The sequence below is a fragment of the Marivirga tractuosa DSM 4126 genome (assembly GCF_000183425.1).
In the GTDB taxonomy this organism is placed as follows: domain Bacteria; phylum Bacteroidota; class Bacteroidia; order Cytophagales; family Cyclobacteriaceae; genus Marivirga; species Marivirga tractuosa.
The window spans coordinates 1,931,468-1,953,020 of record NC_014759.1 but is presented as its reverse complement, the minus strand read 5'-3'; the positions used below and the strand labels follow the sequence as shown (position 1 = coordinate 1,953,020).

The window sequence follows — 21,553 nt, the reverse complement described above, 5'->3', positions numbered from 1 at the left end:
CCTATTCCTCATGAGTAGAAAATATAGCATTGTGAATATCTTAAAAATTGATTATTCCTTTCTTTCTTCGTTTTGATACTTTTTCAGCTCTTCCTGTATTCTCTTAGCAATTTCGTAATCTGAAGCATTGCTAATAAATGAATCAGCTAGATCCATGAAATGGATAAAGTTGGTGAGTTCATCGGCTTCTAATTTGGTAAGGGAAGCTACTAATGCTCTATTAAATTTTTTATCTCTTAGGATTTTATCGTCTTCATCTGCTTTAAGAGCATAGTACTTTACTTTTTCTTGATATTCACTACTCAATTTTCTTGTGATGCTCTTCAATGGGTTCATAACCACATATCCTAAACCACTATTCAGACTTCGGTTGTAAAGAGGGGGGATTTCAGATCTTGTTTTTGCAGGTTTCATACCGTAAGGTAAAAATTTACCATTATCCTGCATCGGCATTGCTATCAATTTTTTACGGAAGTCATTTGCAGTCTTTGGGAGGTTGCTGACGATCACTTCTTCAAGCTGAATTAAGTTCGGTGTCAGTAATATTGATATTCGGTTTTTTGTGTTCACAATGAACTGTCTCTTGATGTAATTAATATTGCTGACTATTAATGTATCACCTATTTCACCCACTATCGTAAAATTCCCCATTTGAGAAGAAATCGCCATTTCATTCTTAGAAATATTCACAACATGTGCTCCTTCTATGCTTAAACCATCTTCGGATGATTGTACAATACCTGTTAATGTTTGAGCATAAGCTGAATTGATTGTTAAAAAAGGTATTAGAAGGTAAAAAACTGATTTCATGAATTGCGGAGTATTTTTATTGAATACTTACCTATAAACTAAATGTGCGAATTTATATTATGTATCTTTTTAAATAGTTTTTAATAATTATGCACGTGGTGTTTTGGATATTAGCCCAAAAAAATGCCGTCTTCTAAGTTTTAACCATTTATCCTATTTATTATCCTTTGATCTTTTATATGAAAGGTAGATGTAAGTTTAGTAATAAATATTATTTTTCGAGTTACTAATGTATCGATTAGTGCATCTATATACTGAGATTTAAATTTAAAAAAAGGAACATGAGTAAACTTACTATCAGCCAGCTTTCGAAAACCTATCCGAATGGCGTAAAAGCATTAGATAATATCAATTTGGAAATTGATAACGGCATGTTTGGTCTTTTAGGACCCAACGGCGCTGGAAAATCATCATTAATGAGGACACTTGCTACTTTGCAAGAAGCAGATACAGGCAGTGCCCAATTAGATGGAATTGACATTTTAAACCAACCCGATGAACTACGTAAAGTCTTGGGCTATTTACCACAGGAATTTGGCGTATATCCTAGGATAACAGCTGAACAATTGCTTGATCATATGGCGATTTTGAAAGGGATTTCTAAAAAATCCGAGCGAAAGGAAATGGTGAAATACCTTTTGGATAAAGTGAATCTTTATGATAAAAGAAGTAAAGCGATCAAAGGGTTTTCAGGAGGAATGAAACAAAGAGTTGGCATTGCTCAGGCTCTGATTGGAGATCCAAAATTGATAATAGTAGACGAGCCAACTGCCGGTTTGGATCCTAGTGAAAGAAATAGATTTTATAATTTACTTGCGGATGTGGGTGAAAAAGTAGTGGTAATTTTATCTACTCATATCGTAGACGATGTTCGTGAACTATGTACCAATATGGCAATTATGAACCTAGGGGAAATCGTATTTAAAGGGGCTCCTCAAGCAGCAATTGAAGATCTATCTGGAAAAGTTTATCAAAAAATCGTTCAGAGAGAAGAGTTAGATAATTATGCTAAAGAATATTCTATCATCTCTAATAAAATGGTAGGAGGAAAGCCTTTGATTCACATTTTCAGTGATAGTAATCCTGGTGATGGCTTTGAGCAGGTTCAGCCAAATTTAGAAGATGTATTCTTCTCAAAAATCAATACTTCTAACATCTTAGTATAAACTCATCAGACATGTTTAAACACTTCTTTACAACTGAATTAAAGTACACCTTTAAGCAGCCGATGATTTATATCTTCACGGCTTTATTAGGTCTATTGGTCTTTTTTGCGGTGGTCAGCGATAATGTGACCATTGGAGGCTCAATAGGTAATGTATACAGGAATGCACCTCATATCATCGCGGTTTATACCGGAGTGATGACCATATTTGGTCTGATAATAGCTACTGCATTTTTCAATAATGCGGCTTTACGAGATTATCAAAATCAATTCAATGAAATATTGTTCAGTACTCCCATCAAGAAGTCGGGCTACTTTCTTGGTCGCTTCTTTGGTGCACTAATTCTAGCTACTGTCCCAATGTTGGGTGTGTTTTTAGGGATTTTAATTGGCTCTGCATTAGCTCCTATTTTTGGCTGGATTGAAGCCGATCGCTTTGGGGCTTTTTATCTTTCTTCCTTTATCAATAACTACTTTTTCATAGTTTTACCTAATATGTTTTTTGCAGGCGCAATTATTTTTGCTTTCGCGAATATCTGGAAAAACACGGTGATCTCATTTGTGGGAGCATTGGCAGTTATTGTTGCCTATATTATATCAGGAACCTTAATGTCGGACATTGAAAACGAGAGTATGGCAGCACTTTTAGATACTTTCGGCATCAGGACCTATTCCTTCATGTCAAAGTATTATACGCCAGTAGAAAAGAATTCTTTGGGACTGCAGTTGACTCCGATATTACTATATAATAGATTGCTTTGGTTTGGAGTAGGCTTGATTATTCTCCTAGCATCTTATTTTAGTTTTAGCTTCCAGCAGAAAAATAAAAAAGTAAAAGCGGAGAAGAAGGAGAAGGCCATCAAAAGAGAGCCATTTGTTTTGCCGAACGTTTCTATTAACTTTTCTTCAGCAACATCATGGAAGCAGTTTAGAAGCTTCTTTTATATCAACTTTCTGAGTATTATTAAAAGCACCACTTTTAAGATTTTGATCATTTTCAGTTTGTTAATGCTGATTTCAAATTTAGCAGGAGGCTTCGAGTATTTTGGTTTGCAATCTTATCCAGTTACCTATAAAATGCTGGATATTATTTCCAGTGTATCGGGTCTTTTCACCATCATAATCGTGGTGTTCTTTAGTGGGGAATTGATCTGGCGAGATAAAGACAATTACATCAATGAAGTAATAGATGCCACTCCGCATCAGTCTTTTATTTCTTTAATTGCTAAAGTGAGTAGCTTGGTGGCTATTACCATTGTGCTCTATGCCTTCTTCGTATTGAGTGCCGTGATTTATCAATTAGGATCAGGTTATAGCAGAATAGAACTGGGATTATATTTCAGCGACTTTTTTATCAGCTATCTCGGCTATTACATTATTTACAGCATGGTGATGGTGTTGATTCATGCGATGGTGAGCAATAAATATATTGGCTATTTCATTTCTATAATCTTAATTTTTGCATTAGATATTTTATTGGTAATTGTAGATATTCAAAGTAATATGATTTCCTTGGGTGCTACTCCTAGGATCATTTATTCTGATATGAATGCTTTTGGACCAGCCTTAATGAGCTCTATTTGGTTCAATTTCTATTGGATTTCCTTTGCACTAATTTGCTTGTTTTTAGCGACCATGATTTGGAAAAGAGGAACCACAGCAACTTTCAAAGAAAAAATAAAGTTGATGAGAAAGGGAATGCCTAAGTCATTTAAGATTAGTTTTTTCTTAGTGATTGCGGTGTGGTTATCTTTATCGGGTTTTGTATTTTACAATACACAAGTTTTGAATACGTATGATACTTCAGATGAACGAGAATTACAGGCGATAGAGTACGAAAAGACTTATAAAAAGTATGAAGATATCGCTATGCCGAAAATAGGCGCTGTCGATTATTTTATTGATATATTTCCATATAAAAGAGATGTGAAAGTAAAAGCTGAGGTTTTATTCACAAATGAAACGGATGTAGCGATCGATTCACTTCATTTTAGCTGTAATCCTGCTTGGGATACGGAAATATTGATCGAGGGAGCAGAATTGGTTTTTGAAGATGATGAATTTGATTATCGGATTTACAAATTGGCTAAGCCTTTTCAACCTGGAGATAGCATGAATGCTACCATTTTGAATAATTATATTACCAAAGGATTTGAAAATCAGGTGAGCAATACTTCAATAGTAGAAAATGGTACCTTTTTGAATAATTTTGAAGTGTTACCTTCTCTAGGGTACAATTCAAGAGCTGAGATAAGCGACAATAATACACGTAAGAAATATGATTTGCCAGAAAAGGAACGAATGCCTGCTCTGGAAGAAAATTGTGGGCCTGCTTGTGACAAAAACTACTTAACAAATGGCTTGTCGGATTTCATAGAGGTAGAAACCGTGATTTCTACTTCTTCAGATCAAATAGCCATTGCACCTGGTAGTTTACTGAAAGAATGGGAAGAAGATGGGAGAAAATATTTTCACTATAAAGTGGATCATCCATCTATGAATTTTTACTCTTTTATTTCAGCACGATTTGAGGTGTCCAGAGAAAAATGGAATGATGTTGATATAGAAGTGTATTATGATAAAAAGCATGAGGTCAATGTGCCTAAAATGCAATCAGCTATCAGAAAATCGCTGCAATATTATACAGATAACTTTGGTCCCTACTATCATAAACAAAGCAGAATTATAGAATTCCCACGATATGCCAATTTTGCTCAAGCTTTTCCGGGTACTATGCCTTATTCCGAGTCTTTTGGTTTTGTGATCAATTTGGAAGATGAAAGCGAGAATAATGTGATCGATGCGGTTATTGCGCATGAAATTGCCCATCAATACTGGGCTCATCAAGTGATTGGAGCGGAAATGCAAGGTAGCACTATGTTTAGTGAAGGCTTCTCTGAGTATTCCTCTTTGATGACGATGAAAAGTAAAACCGATGATCCTATGAAAATGCGAGAGTTTAATAAGTATAATCATAACAGATATCTAAGAGGTAGAAGTGGAGAATTAGAGAAAGAATTACCACTCTATAAAGTAGAGAATCAAGGGTATATTCATTATGGAAAAGGGAGTGTTATTCTATTTGCTTTGCAGGATTATATAGGCGAAGACAATGTGAACAAAGCCATGAGAGGATTCCTAGAGGAGTATCGCTACAAAGGTCCCCCATATCCGACTTCTCTTGATTTTCTCGAGTATTTAGAACCTCAGGTTCCAGATTCTATGAAATATCTAATCGATGACTGGTTTAAGGAAATCACTTTGTACGACAATAGAATGACAGATGCTAGCTATCGGAAAATTGAGGATGGCGTTTACGAGGTCAACTTAAAAGTAGAAAGCAAGAAAATAAAAGCAGACAGTTTGGGTAATGAAACGAATGTTCCCATTAATGATTGGATTGATATTGGTTTATTTGCTGATGCAGAGGAAGAAGATTTAATGTTCCAAAAGAGAGTTAAAATCGATCAAGAAGAAATGGATTTTACTTTTGTGGTGGATAATATCCCTGCAAAGGCGGGTATTGATCCGAGACATCTTTTGATTGATAGAGTCTTTAAGGATAATATCAAGAGTGTGAAAGAGGAGTTAATTGAGTAATATAACAAAAATGAAAATAGCCTCTGAATTTCTTCGGAGGCTATTTTTTTTTATTTAAATCAAAGGTAACTTCTTTACTACTGCCTTCAATTGATTTTTTCTAACCGCAATCTGAATTTCTGTTTCAGGTTTCGCAAAATCTGTTTTAACATAGCCCATTCCAATGCCATGACCTAAAGTAGGAGATTGGGTTCCTGATGTAACAACTCCAATAGTGTTGCCATCCATATCCAAAATTTCATATCCTTTTCTTGGGATACCTCTATCCTTCATATGAAAGGCGATTAGTTTACGTTCAACACCTTGTTCTTTCTGCTTTTTAAGATCTTCGGCATTGATAAAATCTTTGGTGAATTTGGTTGCCCAGCCTAGTTTTGCTTCTATTGGAGAGGTGGTATCGTCTATATCATTTCCATATAAACAGAATCCCATTTCCATTCTTAAGGTATCTCTTGCACCTAATCCGATAGGTTTGATGCCAAACTCTTCACCTGCATCTAAAATTTTGCGCCAAACACTTTCCGCATCTTTATTGTGTAAATAAATTTCAAAACCACCTGCACCGGTATATCCTGTGTTGGACATAATCACATACTTAGTATCTGCAAAAGGCGCTACTTGAAAGTGGAATGGCTTGATAGCAGATAAGTCCATAGCAGTGGTCAACTTCTGTAAAGTATCCTCAGCTTTTGGACCCTGTACGGCAAAAAGAGAAAAATCATCAGAAATATCTTTCATTATAGCTCCGAAGCCCTCATTTTGTTTGGCTATCCAATTCCAATCTTTTTCAATATTGGAAGCATTCACAACCAACATGTATTCTTCCTCTCCTATTCGGTATATCAATAAATCATCTACAATTCCGCCATTATCATTTGGTAAATAGCCATATTGCGCTTTTCCAACTACCAATGTAGAAGCATCATTACTAAATACTTTTTGAATCAAGTCCAATGCTTTTGGACCAGAAATAAGGAATTCTCCCATATGGGAAACATCAAACATACCAACAGTATTGCGGACAGTGTTATGTTCTTCAATCAGACCCGTATAGGAAACAGGCATATTATAACCGGCAAAGGGTACCATTTTAGCACCTAGTTGCTCGTGAATGTGGTTTATTGCAATTTTCTTCAATTCCATAGTAGTTGAATTATGATCTTAAATTTCCTGATAGGCAAAAGTATGGAAAATATGGGGTTTTGGAAGTGGATATTTTAAACTTATATACTGGTTTTTTACCTCTCCCCACAAATTGGAATATCCATGGTAGTTTGTGCCTGTCCTAAATCAGGAAGCGGAATATGAATAAATTGCACTTCCAGTCCTCTCAAGAATAAGAATAAAGCAAGTGTTAAGGCCAAGGCAGGTCTTAACTTCTGAGTAATTCCGTTTAATTTTCTGAAAGTAACTTTTCCAGCCCAAACGCTTCCTACTATCCAAGGTAGTGTGCCAAGTCCGAAAACAGCCATAAACACAACAGAATCCATTATGGTTTCGGTAGCAAAGGAGCTTAAAAGTGCTAAGTACACTAGCCCGCATGGTAAAAGTCCATTTAGCAGACCAATTGAAAATCTGGAGAGAATATCTTGCTTGCCTATAAATTTTTTGAATCCATCTTTTACTTTTTGATAGGGAACTGATTCGATTTTATTGATAAACTTTAAAAACCTGAAACGAGCAGGCAATACATAAAAATAAACTATGAAAATGGCCATGATGATGGAGAGACTATTTTGCCAACCTAAGATGGATAAACTTTCCCCAACAAAAGCTAAAGCTAAACCTAAAATGATGTAAGTGACAATCCTACCAGTTTGGTAAGCAGCAAATCCCCAAGCCATGGATTGATTTCGGAAAACGCCCAGCATTAATGGGGTACACATAAAAGTGCAATGTATCCCGCCTAATAAACCTATGCTTAGTGCTGCCCAGATCATTTTTTAACGCTGAATAAAAATTTGTTCCTCTTTAAAATACCTTTTGCCATCCATTTCCCAGTTAAAAGAAATTTTCCAGCTGCCTGCCTTAAATTTTTCAATTGGAATGTTCAATTCCTCACTGATGGGAACAAAAAAATCTAAATCTGCATCTGCTGGTCTATAAAATTGAATTTTACCATTTACCTTTTCAGCTCCTTCAAATTTCAAGGCCAGATTATTGCCTTCCTGCTTCACCGAAACTACTCCATTCCAGTCATTTCCATTTTGGATTTCCTCTATTTTTCCTTGGTAGGCTATTTCTTCTTCATAGTAATTCTCTTCCACAATGTCGAACTCTTGCTGTGTACTGAAAATGACCATGGAAACGATCAGAATCACGAATCCTATAAATACTAATGTTATTTTATTTCCCCAGTTCATAATTATTTTCTACTAAAAGTGTTAGGTCCAGGAAATCTTGAATCAATGGTTTGAATCAATTCATCCTCTCGGTAAATTTCAACTTGGATTTTTTCATCTATTTTTGCAAATTCTCTTCTAGTCATTTCCACAAATACATAAACTTCATCTTTTTCTTGCCCTTCCAATACTTCAATTGGTCCTGAAGGAAAAAATAAATTTGCGGATTGTGGTTTAATCTTATAAGTCAAGTTCATAGGATCAAATGATTTATTGATCATCTCCATTTGATACATATTGCTAATAATAGAATCATTTTTAATCTGATAAATAGAGCCTGGAGTTCGAGTCATAGTAACTTCAATTGGAGCTCTGCCCACCAATAAAAATCCCATTGCACCAACCAAAATAGCCAAAACTACAGAGTAAGCCATAACCCTTGGAGTAATCAGCTTTTTCTTCTTTTTCTCTACGCCTTCTTCAGAGTCAAAGCGAATTAGTCCTTTTGGTTTATTAATTTTTGTCATTACTTCATCACAAGCATCAATGCAGGCGGTGCAGTTCACGCATTCCATTTGAGTCCCGTTTCTGATGTCAATACCTGTAGGACAAACTTGCACACACAAATTGCAATCAATGCAATCGCCTTTATCAGCTTGAGGTTCATTCTTCTTTAATTTCCCTCTTGGTTCGCCTCTCAACCAATCATAAATCACCACTATGGATTTTTTATCGAGGAAAACACCCTGTAGCCTTCCATACGGGCAAACTACTGTACAAGCTTGTTCCCTGAAATAGGAAAATACAAAATAGAAAATGCCAGTAAAAACTAATAGTCCAGTAAAAGCACTCCAGTTGGCTTGCGGACCAGCTTGAATGACTTCAGTCATTTCACCGATTCCAATTAGATAAGCCATAAATGTATGAGAAACCCAAAAGGAAATGAGCAGAAATACTCCTTGTTTGGCCGTTTTCTTCCAGATTTTGTTCCAAGTCCATGGAGCTTTAGCTAGTTTTCTTTGTTGGTTAGCATCTCCTTCAATCCAGTATTCAATTTTTCGGAAAACCATTTCCATAAATACGGTTTGCGGGCAAGCCCAACCACACCAGACTCTTCCAAATACTACAGTGAAGAGCAAAATAAAGACTACAAATATCAGTAATAGGAAAATTAACAGGTGAGTATCTTGTGGCCAGAAAACACTTCCTAAAATCACAAACTGACGATCAAATATATTGAATAACAGTAAAGGATGCCCTCCAATTTTTATGAAAGGGCCTGCAAAGAATAATATTAATAGCAACCAAGCCAAAACCCTTCTGTAATTATGAAAAATCCCTTTTGGTTTTTTGGGATAGATCCAATTCCGCTTTCCTCCCTCTCCAACGGTGGAGAGTTGTCCTCTAAATTGTTCTTGGTCTAAATTGTCCATTTTACTAGTTATATGTTGTACTTTTTGATCTTCCAGGTTTTCAAAACCTGGAAGGTCTATGAGTTATTATAATTTTTTAGCCCAGATTCCGGTCGGTGTGCCACCGACCGGGGTAGAAAGTGAGCCATGGTCGGTGGCACACCGACCACTTGCATCAACCTAAACCTGTCAGGTTTACTTTAATCCACTTTCATAAATAATTGAAGTTGAGCATGAAAAAGCAATTAAAACCTGTCAGGTTTCAATTTATTTCTACTCCACTTCCTCCACCTCAGGCAATTCATCCACATTCTCTTCTATGCGTTCTTCCGCTTTTTCTTGCTTTTTGATTTCGCCTTGTGGTTCTTTCGGGCTAGCAGGGGTAGTACCCACTAAACTCAAAACATAATTTGATACATCCTGAATTTGCTTCGGACTTAGATTCCCCTTCCATGGAATCATGCCTTTAGCTGGCACACCTTCAGATACTGTAGTAAATACACCTTTAATGTCATTTCCGTGTATCCAATAATCATCTGTTAGGTTTGGACCAACTCCGCCACCACCATCATCGGCATGGCAAACGGCACAGTTCTTTTTGTATAAAACCTGTCCTGCTTTCATTACTTCTTCATCAGTTTGTAACTCAGCAGTTTCAGCAGTGATTTGAACCATGCCTGCTTTTGCACGAGCCTCAGCTCTAAGTGCTGCTTCCTCAATAGAAGCTTGATATTCCGTTTGTTGGTCAGGAATAATATCGAAAATCAAGAAGGCGGGCACATAAAAAACAGCAAATAAGAATGTTCCTATAAATACGTATCTTAGCCAAGGTGGCATGCTGTAATCCATTTCCTGAATTCCATCATAATTATGGTCCAGCATCATGTCACCTTGCTTATCAACAGGCTTAAATTTACCAGTAATCCATTTTTGCTTAAATTGCTTGAAGAAACTTAAGCGTTCCTCACCTTTTTCAGCTGCTTTTTTATTTAAAATTAAATCAGCAGTTTTCAACATTAATACAGCCAGAATAACCATTAATACGATCAACACAAGCAGAAGCCCGCCTATTAATAATAATAGACGGCCTTGTTCTGATTGCATGAGTTGTTCCCACATACTAACTTTTTCAATTTCCATTTCTTCCACAGTTTCTTCCACCTGTGCAAAAACTGGTGTTACGGCCAATCCTAAAAGGAAAAGGCTGCTCCATATCATTTTAGTGACTTTTTTCATCTTTTGAATCATTTTTGTATGTAACAATATCCTCTTCCATGGGTAAGGATTTCATTTTTTTGATATAGCCATTATCTGCTCTTATCACCCACCAAATCAGTCCGATAAAGAAAATAAAAAATATACTTAGCGAAATGATGGGGAATATTTCCACATTTTCAATTGTTTCGAAATAGTGCTTAAACATGTCTTTTCAATTTTTATTTATCTGCAACTTTTATATCTGTACCTAATCTCTGTAAGTAGGCGATTAAGGCTACAATTTTGGCTTCAGGAACTGTTTCAATTCCGTCAGCCTCAAGACTTTTGACAATTTTTTCAGCTTGCGCCATTGCATTAGCCTGAACTTCATCTTCAAAACCTTCTTCGTAAGGAACTCCTAATTTTCTCATTACCGTAATTTTATCAGGAAGTCCTTCTAAGTCATAAGGCTGTTCCAATAACCACGGATATGGCGGCATGGTTGAACCTGGTGACATTGACCTTGGATCATACATGTGGTTGAAATGCCAGGAATCAGGATATTTGCCACCTACTCTGTGTAGATCTGGCCCTGTCCGTTTAGACCCCCATAAGAACGGATGATCATAGACATACTCACCTGCTTTGGAGTATTCGCCATATCGTTCCGTTTCATATCGGAAAGGTCGTATCATTTGTGAGTGACAACCCACACAGCCTTCACTGATGTAAATATCCCGACCTTCCAACTCTAATGGGGTATAAGGTTTTACTGCCTCAATTTTAGTGGCTTCATTATCTTTCATCATAAAGGATGGGATTAATTCGAATATTCCACCAATTAAAATGGCTACAGTAGTTAAGATGGTGAAGAAAATCGGTTTTCTTTCCCATACCCTGTGCCAGTACTCTTTTCCTTTGCTTACTGCTTTTTCCAAAGCTGGAGCTTCAGCAGCTTCATTGGCTACAAAACTTCCTGCTTTAGCAGTTTTGATTAAATTGTAAACCATTACAAAAACACCTGATAGGTAGAGTAAACCACCAAATGCTCTTAGCATATGCATCGGGATAATTTGTAGGGTAGTAGATAAGAAGTTAGGGTATTGTAATATACCTTCTGGAGTAAATTCTTTCCACATTAACCATTGTGTGAAAGCTGATACATACATCGGTAATGCGTAGAAAATAATACCTAAAGTACCCAACCAGAAGTGAGCATTTGCTAATTTGGTTGAAAATAATTTCGTTTTCCACATTTGTGGAATCATCCAGTAAAGCATACCAAAGGTTAAGAAGCCATTCCAACCTAAAGCACCAATGTGAACGTGTGCTACAATCCAATCAGTATAATGTGCTATCGCATTCACACTTTTTAAAGACAACATTGGGCCTTCGAAAACAGCCATACCATAAGCAGTAATGGCTACTACCATAAATTTTAAGATTGGGTCTTTTGAAACTTTGTCCCAAGCACCTCTCAAGGTTAAAAGTCCATTTACCATACCACCCCAAGATGGAGCAATCAACATAATGGAGAAGGCAGTACCCAATGCTTGTGCCCATTCAGGTAAAGAAGTATACAATAAGTGGTGAGGTCCTGCCCAGATGTATAAGAATATTAAAGCCCAAAAGTGAACAATCGATAATTTATAAGAATAAATAGGTCGATTTGCAGCTTTCGGTAAGAAGTAGTACATCAAACCTAAGTAAGGTGTAGTTAAAAAGAAAGCTACCGCATTATGACCATACCACCATTGTACCAATGCATCTTGAACACCGGCAAAGGCTGAATAACTTTTCATGAAGTCAACGGGTAGTGAAAAAGAGTTTACCACGTGTAAAACTGCAACCGTAACAAAAGAGGCAATGTAGAACCAAATGGCTACATACATGTGCTTTTCTCTTCTTTTGATGATGGTACCTATCATATTGATACCAAAAACAACCCAAATTAAAGTGATAGCAATATCAATTGGCCACTCTAGCTCAGCATATTCCTTTGAAGAGGTAAATCCCATAGGAAGGGTAATTACGGCTGAGAGAATAATGAGCTGCCAGCCCCACATATTAATCCATGAAAGAGTGTCACTGAACATTCTGGTTTTCAGTAATCTCTGCATGGAGTAATAAACTCCGGCAAAGATGGCATTCCCCACAAATGCAAAAATAACAGCATTGGTGTGCAATGGCCTTATCCTACCGAAGGTAGTATATTCCGAACCTAAATTAGCCTCAGGTGCAAATAGCTGGGTTGCGGCCAAAAGACCAACCAGCATCCCTATGGCGCCCCAAACTACTGTTGCTATAGCAAAGTATTTGACGACTTTGTTGTCATAATGAAACTTTTCAATTTCCATGTGATTCTTGTTTATGATTTGTTGATTGATTACTTGATTTATTTTCTTTTTTAGTGATGGCATCATCCCACAACATGCGGTAAGATGGAGTGGAGGCATCATCGAATTGTCCGGAACGTACAGCCCAAATAAAAGCCACTAAAAAGCCACTTGCTACTATCAAACTCACTATTATTAATACTACTAGTATGTTCATATATCTCTGCTTTTTTCAGTTCCCAATAAATATTTATTTGCTAGATAGCGTGTTCCAAGGGTTGCTAAAAGCACCACTGAGAATGAACTGATTGGCATTAAAATAGCCGCTATTACGGGTGATAAAAGTGCTTGAACTGCAAAACTTAAGCCCACCACATTATATAAAAATGAGAGTATAAAGCCTGCTATCACTAATTTGAATGCGGCTTTTGAAAATTTCATGATATTAGGTAATTGCTTCAAATTCTCGCCCAGAAGAATGCCATCACAAGCAGGGCTAAATTGCCTTGTAGATTCAGTAATAGCCAAACCAAAGTCACTTTTGCGTAAGGCAGCGGAATCATTTAATCCGTCACCGGCCATCATAACTTTTTGCTGAGCATCTTGCCATTTCGTGATGAATTCTTTTTTGTCTCCTGGCAATTGTTCGAAATGCATATTTTCCTCTGCTAACCATTGAGTTAAGTATTCTTTCTCTGCAGCTTGGTCACCCGATAATAAATTCAATTTGTAATCAGTCTTCAGGCTGTCGAATAAATCACCTATATTTTCTCTGAATACATGCTTTACATTGAAGGATCCATAAGTCAAGCCATCTACATTGATGAAAACTTGAGAGCTATTGGCTTTTTTGTCAAAATCAGTTGCCTGATTATCCACAAATTGCTTCTTGCCTAATTTGATGATTTGTCCGTTTACTTTGGCACTAATTCCTTGTCCACTTATTTCCTTATAATCCTCAATTTCTTGAGTTGGATAAAAAGGTAGCCAGTTGTAAATAATTTGAGATAATGGATGCTTGGATTGATTAAATAAAGTTTTGACAGCGGCTAATACTTTATGTTCTGGCATATTTCCTACAAAAACTACCTCAGCTTTATCTGAAAATGTAAGCGTACCTGTTTTGTCGAAAACAATTGAATCAATTTTGGATAAATCCTCTACTGACTGAGTGCTTTTTACAAAAAATCCAGCTTTGCTCAACATTCTCATGGCATAACCTAAAGTGACAGGTGTGGCCAATGCTAGTGCACAAGGGCAAGCTACAATCAGCACTGTGGTAAAAGCTCTTATCCCACTTTCAAAATCCCCTAAATAAAGCCAGCTACCAAAAGCTATGAAAGCAATGGCTAAAACAACTGCAGTGAAATATTTACTGATTTTATCTGCCGTGCTTTGAACTTGTGCTTTTGCGCCTTGTTGAATGGATTCATCATCCCAAAGTTGAGCTAAATAGCTTTGTGAAGGACTTTTCTTCACTTGCACCAAAATAGAAGCACCTTTTAATCTTCCGCCAGCATAAATCAATTCTTCTTTTTGCTTGATTTCAGGTAAGGATTCGCCTGTGACAAAACTATAATCGATAGAAGCCTCATCTGAAATCAAAAGACTATCAGCAGGAATGATTTCTTCATTTCTGATTTTTAAAATATCGGAAGGAATTATGCTATTGAGCAATACTTGTTCTTCTTGCTGTCCTTTTATTTTGGTTACAGATAAAGGGAAGAAGGACTGAATATCTCTATCGAACCTTAAATGGTCGAATGTTTTTTGTTGATAGTATTTCCCTAATAAAAGGAAAAAAACCAGCCCGGAAAGTGAGTCGATATAACCCAAACCAGACTGGAAAAAGATGATGTGATAACTATAGACAAATAATGTAACGATCCCTATACTAATCGGCACATCCATATTGATTTGCTTTTGCTTGAGCACTCCCCATGCTGATTTGAAATAATCTTGTGCGGCAAAAAATACTACTGGTAGCGCCAATACCGCATTAAGGAAAGGGAATATCTTCGAAATGATATCATCATCGAACAAGTTCAGCCCGAAGTATTCCGGTAAACTAAACAGCATACTATTTCCAAAAACAAATCCAGCAATTCCAATTTGTAGCCAAATTCTTCTGTAAGGAGAAGTATTGGATTTAGATTTTTCTAACTGAATATCAGGAGTGTATGCGATGGAGTCTAATAGCTTCACTAATTCCAAAAGAGCAATTTCCTGATGCTTAAATGAGATAATGACTGTTTTCTTATTGAAATCTACTCGACTACTGATGATGCCAGAGTTAAGTTTATATAATTTTTCTAAAAGCCAGATACAAGCGCTGCAATGAATGGCGGGAATATAGAATCTTACCTTACTAATTTCTTCATTTTTGAAATCTAAAAGGCTATTCGCAAAAGCCTCATCTTTGAGAAATTCGAAGTTACTGGCTTTTTTCTTTTTAGAACTTACACCTGGAGCGTCTGCAACACAATAGAAGTTATCAAGGTCGTTTTCCAGCAAAATTTCATAGACCGTTCGGCAGCCCTCACAGCAGAAATTCTGACCATTGCTTTCGATTAGCTCTTGGTCGCATTTTTCTCCACAGTGGCTACATTCAAGGTTTTTTTCTTTTGCTGTTGATATACTCATTAATGGCTAATTTTTATTTTTCAAAAGTAATAGCTGTAGCAGTCCAAAAACATGACTTAAGTCAGGCTTCGGCTTGAGATTAATCATTCGTTAATCTAGTTAATTTTGTGAACTTTTGTAAATATCCTATAGGTTAATTCAAGAATTCTTGTTTAGAATGTCTTTAAACTTTAATAAAAACCAGCTATGATATTTCAAACTTCACATTCAAAACTTAACTTAGTCTTTAAAAATAAATAGATTGAAAGATGTCGATGTCTAAGCCGGTGATGAAGGAAATTTTGCAGCGCGCAAAAAATATATTAGATGAATATTTGAATGACCAACACTTAAGAAAAACAGCAGAACGTTATTCGGTTTTGGAAGAACTATACTATTTGCCTCAAGATGAGCATATCGATGTAGAAACCCTTTTCTTGAGAATGCGGAATAAGGAATATACAATTTCTCGTGCTACAGTTTATAATTCTATTGATTTATTGGTAGAATGTGGTTTAGTAGTGAAGCATAATTTCAAAGATAAAAATGCACTTTATGAACCAGCACTTACCTATGAACATCATGATCACTTGGTTTGTAATAATTGTCTAAAAATCAAAGAATTTTTAGATCCTAGCATAGAAGATATTAAAAAACGGGTTGGAAAATCATTAGGCTCAGATATTAAAAACCATTCTTTAGTTTTTTATGGAGATTGCACTATCGAAAACTGTGAAAATTTGAAAAGAAAAGAGGTGGTTAAGGGTTGATTTTAAGTTATGGTGGTTTTTAAGTGAGTTTTGGGATACGTAAAATTATCTACCCTTACATTATCTTCTGATTCAGATAAGTCTCATTTTTTGCACTTCTTTTCCATTCAAATGATTATTTGTCAACAGATCAATAATAAGGTCACTCCTACGGAGTTTAGTAAATTGGTTTTGCATGATGTTACCATAAGATAGCCCCTACAGGGCTATGAAAGTAATAGAAAAGACAATGGATTGGATTTCGAATGGTCATGTAATTAAAAAGAACGAAGGAAATAGTGTTTACCCTATTTTGAAAAGTCCCAGAGGGACGTTCATATGGTAATCCTTAGCTAACCTGTACAATAAGTTCCATAGGAACGACCTTATGGTTTTAGGAAAAGCCTGAGTTAAACAGCCTACAATCACCTTAATTTAAAATAACCGCAACAAATCCGTCTTTTAATCGCTTAATATAGCATGATGCAATTACAAGAAACAATTCAACATTTAAACAGAATAGTAGATAATATAGCTCAGGTGAATGCCCAAACGGATGGCATGACCTATGAAGATTTTAGACGAAATGAGCCAGTTAAAGAAACGGTCTTCGAATATCTTCAAGAAATTGGTCAAGCGGCTAGGGAGTTGTCTAATAATCAAAAGCTGCCAGGTGAGATAAATCTTGAACCCTTAGTGGCTTTTCGAAATGCGCGCTATAATCAAGAAGCTGAAACTGGTCACCAGCAGGTGTTCAATATGCTACCAGATTTACGCCAAATTGCAGAGACCATTGAAACTTCAGATTTATACCAAAATAACTTATCATAATGAATATAACTTTAGAACCCGTAGATTTCAACATAAGCCAAGAATTGAATGATCACATGCGTGAGATGTTCAATAAACTTTCAAAATATAATGATCAAATTGTCGGCATTGATTTGTATTTAAAATCTAATGCAAATGATGAGAATGGCGAGAAAACAGTAGATGCGAAGGTGTTTCTGCCAGGAAACGATATTTTCGTATCTGGACAAGGCGATAGTTTTGTTTCTGCTGCGCAAGACTGCTATGAAGTGGCGAAAAGGCATGTGAGAAAAGCAAAAGAAAAGGTGAAGGATAGACAACAGAACCGACCAGATAAATATTAAGAATCAATATAATTCTATATTTAAACTGTCATGATTACATGAATACTTGTTTCATTATATCGCGGCAGTTTTTTTATGCTATTTCTTTAATTCAAATTATTTGAACTCTTCGGAAATCCAACAATCTATTTATTTCGTTTTTATTTGAACAATTTTGAGATAAAAGCATTTGTTTATTAGATTATAGGGGAGTTTCAAATGAGAATAATTTTTGCGAGTTTATTGACCATCTCAATCCTTGCTGGAATAGGATTAATTTTTTGGCAGCAGGAGTGGCAATTTTCCAGACCTACACCTGTACCCGCCAATTATTCTAATGTTCAAAGTGGCGACTCCATCTCCAATGAATTACTTTCCTCTTTGAATCTACAAGAAAATGATCAAATTTTCATTCATTTCTACAATTTTGATTGTCCTTGTTCAAGGTTTAACATCAAAGAATTTCAGAATCTTGTAATTCAATTTGAATCAGAAGTTAAGTTTTTAGCTGTCTTGGAAACAATTGATAAAAAGAAAGTGAAATCAATAAATTCCGAAAAAAATATGATTTAGGTATTGATATTCATTTAGATCAAACAGGGGAAATCGCAGCGCAACTAGGCGTCTATAGCACACCACAAGCGGTTTTAATCAAAAATCATAGAATTTATTTTAGCGGTAATTATAATAAAGCAAGGTTTTGTACCACTCAAAATACAAAATTCGCTAGTTTAGCTCTTTCTGCAATGGTTAAAGGTAAGGATGCTCCAGTTTTTCCTGAATTGGCCACTATTGCATATGGATGTGAATTGCCTGCCAATGGTAATACAAATACAAGAATTGATAAATTTTTTAACTTTTTACGTTTATGACAGCTATTTCTAAAAAGAAATTTAGGCCTTATTTTGACGAAATATATAGAAAGGCAGATAGGGTAACAGAATTTACAATTGGTGGCTACTATTTATTTGGCTTGTTTTTAGCATTCTTCTATGATACCTGGTTGGTAGGGCTTGGAGTGGGATCTTTATCATTAATTTTATATTTTGGGATAAAATTTTTACTTAAAGGTAGATATGCTCATCATTATATAGGAAGTCTAGTGTTAGGTATTTTTATGGCGCAATTTATCTACCAAATGCATGGTTTGTTTGAGATGCATTTTACTGCTTTTGTTGCTATAATCGTTTTAATGGCTTACCAAAATTATAAAGTGTTTTTGCCCGCAACCCTTTTTATTGCCATTCACCATGCCGCTTTTGCATATATTCAATATCTAGGATTTGTCAATGATAATGAATCTTATCAGTCGATATATTTCACACAGTTGGATTATATGGATTTCCAAACTTTTCTGTTTCATGTAGGCTTAGTTGTGGTTGCAGTTATTATTGCCGGGGCATACTCTATCAATAGCCGTTCTCGCTCGAAAATTCTTTTTCAAAAACTAGTTGAAAGTGAGGAGCAAGCTGAGATTACTAAAATCAATATAATGTTTGCTAGAGAAATTGCTAATAATAATTATGAGAAAGACTTTGATTTAAACGAAGAGGATCCTTTAAGCGGTGCTTTGATGGAAATGAAAGAGAGCTTGAAGAAAAGTTCAATTAGAGAAGAACAAGAACGCTTCACAAACAAAGGATTAGCAGAACTATCCAATATAATAAGAGATAATGGTAGTAACTTAAAAGATTTAACCTACGAAGTAATTGAGTTTTTGGTAAAATATATGAAGCTCAATCAAGGAGGCTTTTTTATAGTGATGGAAGAGGGCGATGATGTTTTCTTGGAGTTGGAAGGTTGTTATGCTTATGACAGAAGAAAGAAGCTGAATAAAAGGATTCAGCCAGGTGAAGGCTTAGTGGGGCAATCCTATCAAGAAAAAGATAGTATTTATTTAACTGAAGTCCCCGAAAATTATATCAATATTAAATCAGGTTTAGGAGATGCTAATCCAAGATCAATTGTGATTACTCCTGTTAAGAGGGACGCTACAATTGAAGGTATAATTGAGCTTGCCAGTTTCAGAGTTTTAAAAGACTTTGAGAAAGATTTTCTAGAAAAAGCAGGTGAGAGTATAGCTGTAGCATTAAATACAGCAAAAGTAAATCAGAAAACAACTGAACTTTACCAGCAATCTCAACAACAAACAGAGGAGATGAGAGCTCAGGAAGAGGAAATGAGGCAAAATATGGAGGAATTATCTGCCACTCAGGAAGAAATGCAAAGGACTCAAAAAGACTACGAAAAAATGTTGGCAAATTCACAAAAAGAAAATGAGGAACTGAAGAAGCAGTTAGCAGAAATGAAATAATTTATTTGACAGGAAGTGCTACGTAGAAAGTACTTCCTCGTCCTTCTTCGGATTCAACCCAGACCTCACCATTCAATAGGTCCACATACTTTTTAACAATGGATAAACCCAAACCAGTAGAATTTTCACCAGCCGTGGGTTGTGCACTTAGTTTCTGAAATTTCTTAAAAATAAGTGACTTATCAGTGTCGGTTAAACCTGGACCCTGATCTGTGACAGAAAAAACGATTTTACTTTTTAGTTTTTCAGCTCTTACAATTATCTCGCTACCAGCATTTGAAAATTTAATAGCATTTACAATTATGTTTTCTAAAATTTGAGTAAGGAATAGGTGGTCAGATTCGAACCGAAAATTGACATTGTATTGATACTGTATGCTAGTGTTTTTTTTATCTGCAGCAACTTTTAGTTCTTTTTCCACGGTATTGAAAAGCTCTTTAACTTCCATTTTTTCTGGCATTACTTTCATACGATTGCCTTCTAGCGCATCAAAATCCAATATTTTAGAAATCATTTGGTTTAGTCTTTGAGCTGAATCCTTTGCTTGAAAAATTATTTTTTCTTCCTCATCACTTAAGGATTTATGGCTCAATTTTAAAATATCCAGTAAGCCAGTGATTTGGTTAATAGGTGATCTTAAATCATGAGCCAGAATTTTGACCAGATTATTCTTTTCCTCATTTAGGCTTGTAAGCTGCAAATTTCTGTTGTACAATTGCTCGTTTTTATGTTGGATACTATGTTGCTGTAGTTCGATCTGCTTGTTTTTACGGCTTAGCATTTTGGAAGCTCTTTGCTCTCTGTAAAACATTAAGAATATGATGGTAAGTAGAATTGTAGTAACAATGGCAATGATGATGTAAGTTAGCTGTGAGTTCTTTTCTTTCTCTAAAAGAAGATTTGTATTCTTTAACTGCTCTAATTGTATTTCTTTTTCTTTGGTTAAGATTGACGCCCTCAGATTCTCTTCTTCATATATTCCTTCCATGAATTTATACAGTTCTAACCCCAAATACTTGGCTGCGATATCGGCCAACTTTGCTTTACTTTTAGGATCATCTAGAAACTCATTAAAGACAGTATCCCAACTACTTGATTTTGGCATTATAAAGGCATAACCTTTGCCCTTAACAGTAAAGAAATTTTGCCTTGTCAAATTACCCCCGTTTTTGATAAGCATTAAGTAAATTGGAAGATCAATAAACCCAAAGCGGTTCTCGGCCTGACTTATGGCATCCAATATGTTTTCATCGCTTTTGATGTACATCGTCTTAAAATCAAGACTAAACTGTTCTTCTAAATTATTTAGGAATTTTTCATAGGTTGTTCCTTCAATCGTAACAGCAGTCATTTCACTCATAAGATTGTTGATTTCCTCAAGCGTTCGAACTATTGGAGTCCCTTCACTTGATACCAAAACCGCCACATCGGATAAATAAGCTTGTGTGAATTTGATTATTTCCTTTCTTTCCTTAGTTATGGAAAAGGCCGATACTCCAAAACAGTTTGGTTCTTTTGAGTTTTTAATATCTGTTAAAATATTGCCAAAGCTTTTTGATTCGATCCAATTTAGATTTACATCTACTTGATGGGTTGTTTTAATATACTTCTTAAACTCTTGGAAAATTTCTACTTCCAAGCCTGTCAGATTTCCAGAATTATCTTCATAAACAAATGGTTGCGAGACATACCAATGAAGATTGAGTGTTGCACTTTTCTTGTTAAGGGCTTCTTCCCAATTTTCATTTTGAGCGATCGCATAATTTTGTATAGCAAAAAGAGAAGAAAGAAATATAATTAAAGTACTATGAATTTTCATGTATGTAAAAAAATTTATACAAAATATGAAAATTACTTAACTTGATGAAACTTA

General features: G+C 35.6%; 18 protein-coding genes. 7 read left to right on the top strand and 11 right to left on the bottom strand.

Going from position 1 to position 21,553, the window contains the following annotated elements:
* Positions 1–51: 51 nt before the first annotated feature.
* The gene (locus FTRAC_RS08140) at positions 52–810 is read right to left on the bottom strand and encodes a peptidase associated/transthyretin-like domain-containing protein (protein ID WP_013453761.1); all 759 of its coding nucleotides are present in this window, start codon (positions 808–810) and stop codon (positions 52–54) included.
* Positions 811–1,091: 281 nt separating this feature from the next.
* On the opposite strand from FTRAC_RS08140, the gene FTRAC_RS08135 reads away from it, so the two are divergent.
* Complete coding sequence (locus FTRAC_RS08135; RefSeq protein WP_013453760.1) at positions 1,092–1,976, top strand: ABC transporter ATP-binding protein; 885 nt, start codon at positions 1,092–1,094, stop codon at positions 1,974–1,976.
* An 11-nt stretch (positions 1,977–1,987) separates the two neighbouring features.
* Complete coding sequence (locus tag FTRAC_RS08130; protein ID WP_013453759.1) at positions 1,988–5,575, top strand: ABC transporter permease/M1 family aminopeptidase; 3,588 nt, start codon at positions 1,988–1,990, stop codon at positions 5,573–5,575.
* Positions 5,576–5,629: 54 nt separating this feature from the next.
* Here the strand turns inward: FTRAC_RS08130 and gcvT are convergent, their stop codons facing one another.
* The 9 genes from gcvT to FTRAC_RS08085 all read right to left on the bottom strand — a co-directional run bounded on the left by gcvT (position 5,630) and on the right by FTRAC_RS08085 (position 15,505).
* Positions 5,630–6,718: a glycine cleavage system aminomethyltransferase GcvT gene (gene gcvT, locus FTRAC_RS08125; RefSeq protein WP_013453758.1), complete on the bottom strand. Its 1,089-nt coding sequence runs from the start codon at positions 6,716–6,718 to the stop codon at positions 5,630–5,632.
* Between the two features lie 95 nt (positions 6,719–6,813).
* A complete protein-coding gene (locus FTRAC_RS08120) occupies positions 6,814–7,515 on the bottom strand; it encodes a sulfite exporter TauE/SafE family protein (protein WP_013453757.1) in 702 nt (233 codons plus the stop codon).
* A gap of 3 nt (positions 7,516–7,518) precedes the next feature.
* Positions 7,519–7,938, bottom strand: a complete 420-nt coding sequence (locus FTRAC_RS08115) for a FixH family protein (RefSeq protein WP_013453756.1) — start codon at positions 7,936–7,938, stop codon at positions 7,519–7,521.
* 2 nt (positions 7,939–7,940) lie between these two features.
* Positions 7,941–9,350 carry a cytochrome c oxidase accessory protein CcoG gene (gene ccoG, locus FTRAC_RS08110; RefSeq protein ID WP_013453755.1) on the bottom strand — a complete coding sequence of 470 codons (1,410 nt, stop codon included), beginning with the start codon at positions 9,348–9,350 and terminating at the stop codon, positions 7,941–7,943.
* A gap of 252 nt (positions 9,351–9,602) precedes the next feature.
* The gene (locus tag FTRAC_RS08105) at positions 9,603–10,565 is read right to left on the bottom strand and encodes a c-type cytochrome (protein ID WP_041649640.1); all 963 of its coding nucleotides are present in this window, start codon (positions 10,563–10,565) and stop codon (positions 9,603–9,605) included.
* Positions 10,549–10,752 (bottom strand): hypothetical protein, encoded by a 204-nt coding sequence (locus tag FTRAC_RS08100; RefSeq protein WP_013453753.1) that lies wholly within the window; start codon positions 10,750–10,752, stop codon positions 10,549–10,551. Before FTRAC_RS08100 ends, FTRAC_RS08105 begins: the two co-directional genes overlap by 17 nt.
* 13 nt (positions 10,753–10,765) lie before the next feature.
* A complete protein-coding gene (gene ccoN, locus FTRAC_RS08095; protein WP_013453752.1) occupies positions 10,766–12,883 on the bottom strand; it encodes a cytochrome-c oxidase, cbb3-type subunit I in 2,118 nt (705 codons plus the stop codon).
* Positions 12,873–13,079 carry a cbb3-type cytochrome oxidase assembly protein CcoS gene (ccoS, locus tag FTRAC_RS08090; protein ID WP_013453751.1) on the bottom strand — a complete coding sequence of 69 codons (207 nt, stop codon included), beginning with the start codon at positions 13,077–13,079 and terminating at the stop codon, positions 12,873–12,875. The genes ccoN and ccoS overlap by 11 nt, the downstream gene beginning before the upstream one ends.
* Positions 13,076–15,505 (bottom strand): heavy metal translocating P-type ATPase, encoded by a 2,430-nt coding sequence (locus tag FTRAC_RS08085; protein ID WP_013453750.1) that lies wholly within the window; start codon positions 15,503–15,505, stop codon positions 13,076–13,078. Before FTRAC_RS08085 ends, ccoS begins: the two co-directional genes overlap by 4 nt.
* 248 nt (positions 15,506–15,753) lie before the next feature.
* Here FTRAC_RS08085 and FTRAC_RS08080 point away from each other — a divergent pair, with 248 nt between their 5' ends.
* From FTRAC_RS08080 to FTRAC_RS19255, 5 genes are all read left to right on the top strand, one after another.
* Positions 15,754–16,254 (top strand): Fur family transcriptional regulator, encoded by a 501-nt coding sequence (locus tag FTRAC_RS08080; RefSeq protein WP_013453749.1) that lies wholly within the window; start codon positions 15,754–15,756, stop codon positions 16,252–16,254.
* Between the two features lie 459 nt (positions 16,255–16,713).
* Positions 16,714–17,064 (top strand): hypothetical protein, encoded by a 351-nt coding sequence (locus FTRAC_RS08075; RefSeq protein ID WP_013453748.1) that lies wholly within the window; start codon positions 16,714–16,716, stop codon positions 17,062–17,064.
* Positions 17,064–17,387, top strand: a complete 324-nt coding sequence (gene hpf / locus FTRAC_RS08070; RefSeq protein WP_013453747.1) for a ribosome hibernation-promoting factor, HPF/YfiA family — start codon at positions 17,064–17,066, stop codon at positions 17,385–17,387. Before FTRAC_RS08075 ends, hpf begins: the two co-directional genes overlap by 1 nt.
* Positions 17,388–17,585: 198 nt before the next feature.
* Positions 17,586–17,939, top strand: coding sequence for a hypothetical protein (locus FTRAC_RS08065; protein WP_013453746.1), 354 nt, complete (start codon positions 17,586–17,588; stop codon positions 17,937–17,939).
* 295 nt (positions 17,940–18,234) lie between these two features.
* Positions 18,235–19,680, top strand: coding sequence for a GAF domain-containing protein (locus tag FTRAC_RS19255; RefSeq protein WP_013453745.1), 1,446 nt, complete (start codon positions 18,235–18,237; stop codon positions 19,678–19,680).
* Between the two features lies 1 nt (position 19,681).
* Here the strand turns inward: FTRAC_RS19255 and FTRAC_RS08050 are convergent, their stop codons facing one another.
* Complete coding sequence (locus FTRAC_RS08050) at positions 19,682–21,499, bottom strand: ATP-binding protein (RefSeq protein ID WP_013453744.1); 1,818 nt, start codon at positions 21,497–21,499, stop codon at positions 19,682–19,684.
* Positions 21,500–21,553: the final 54 nt, after the last annotated feature.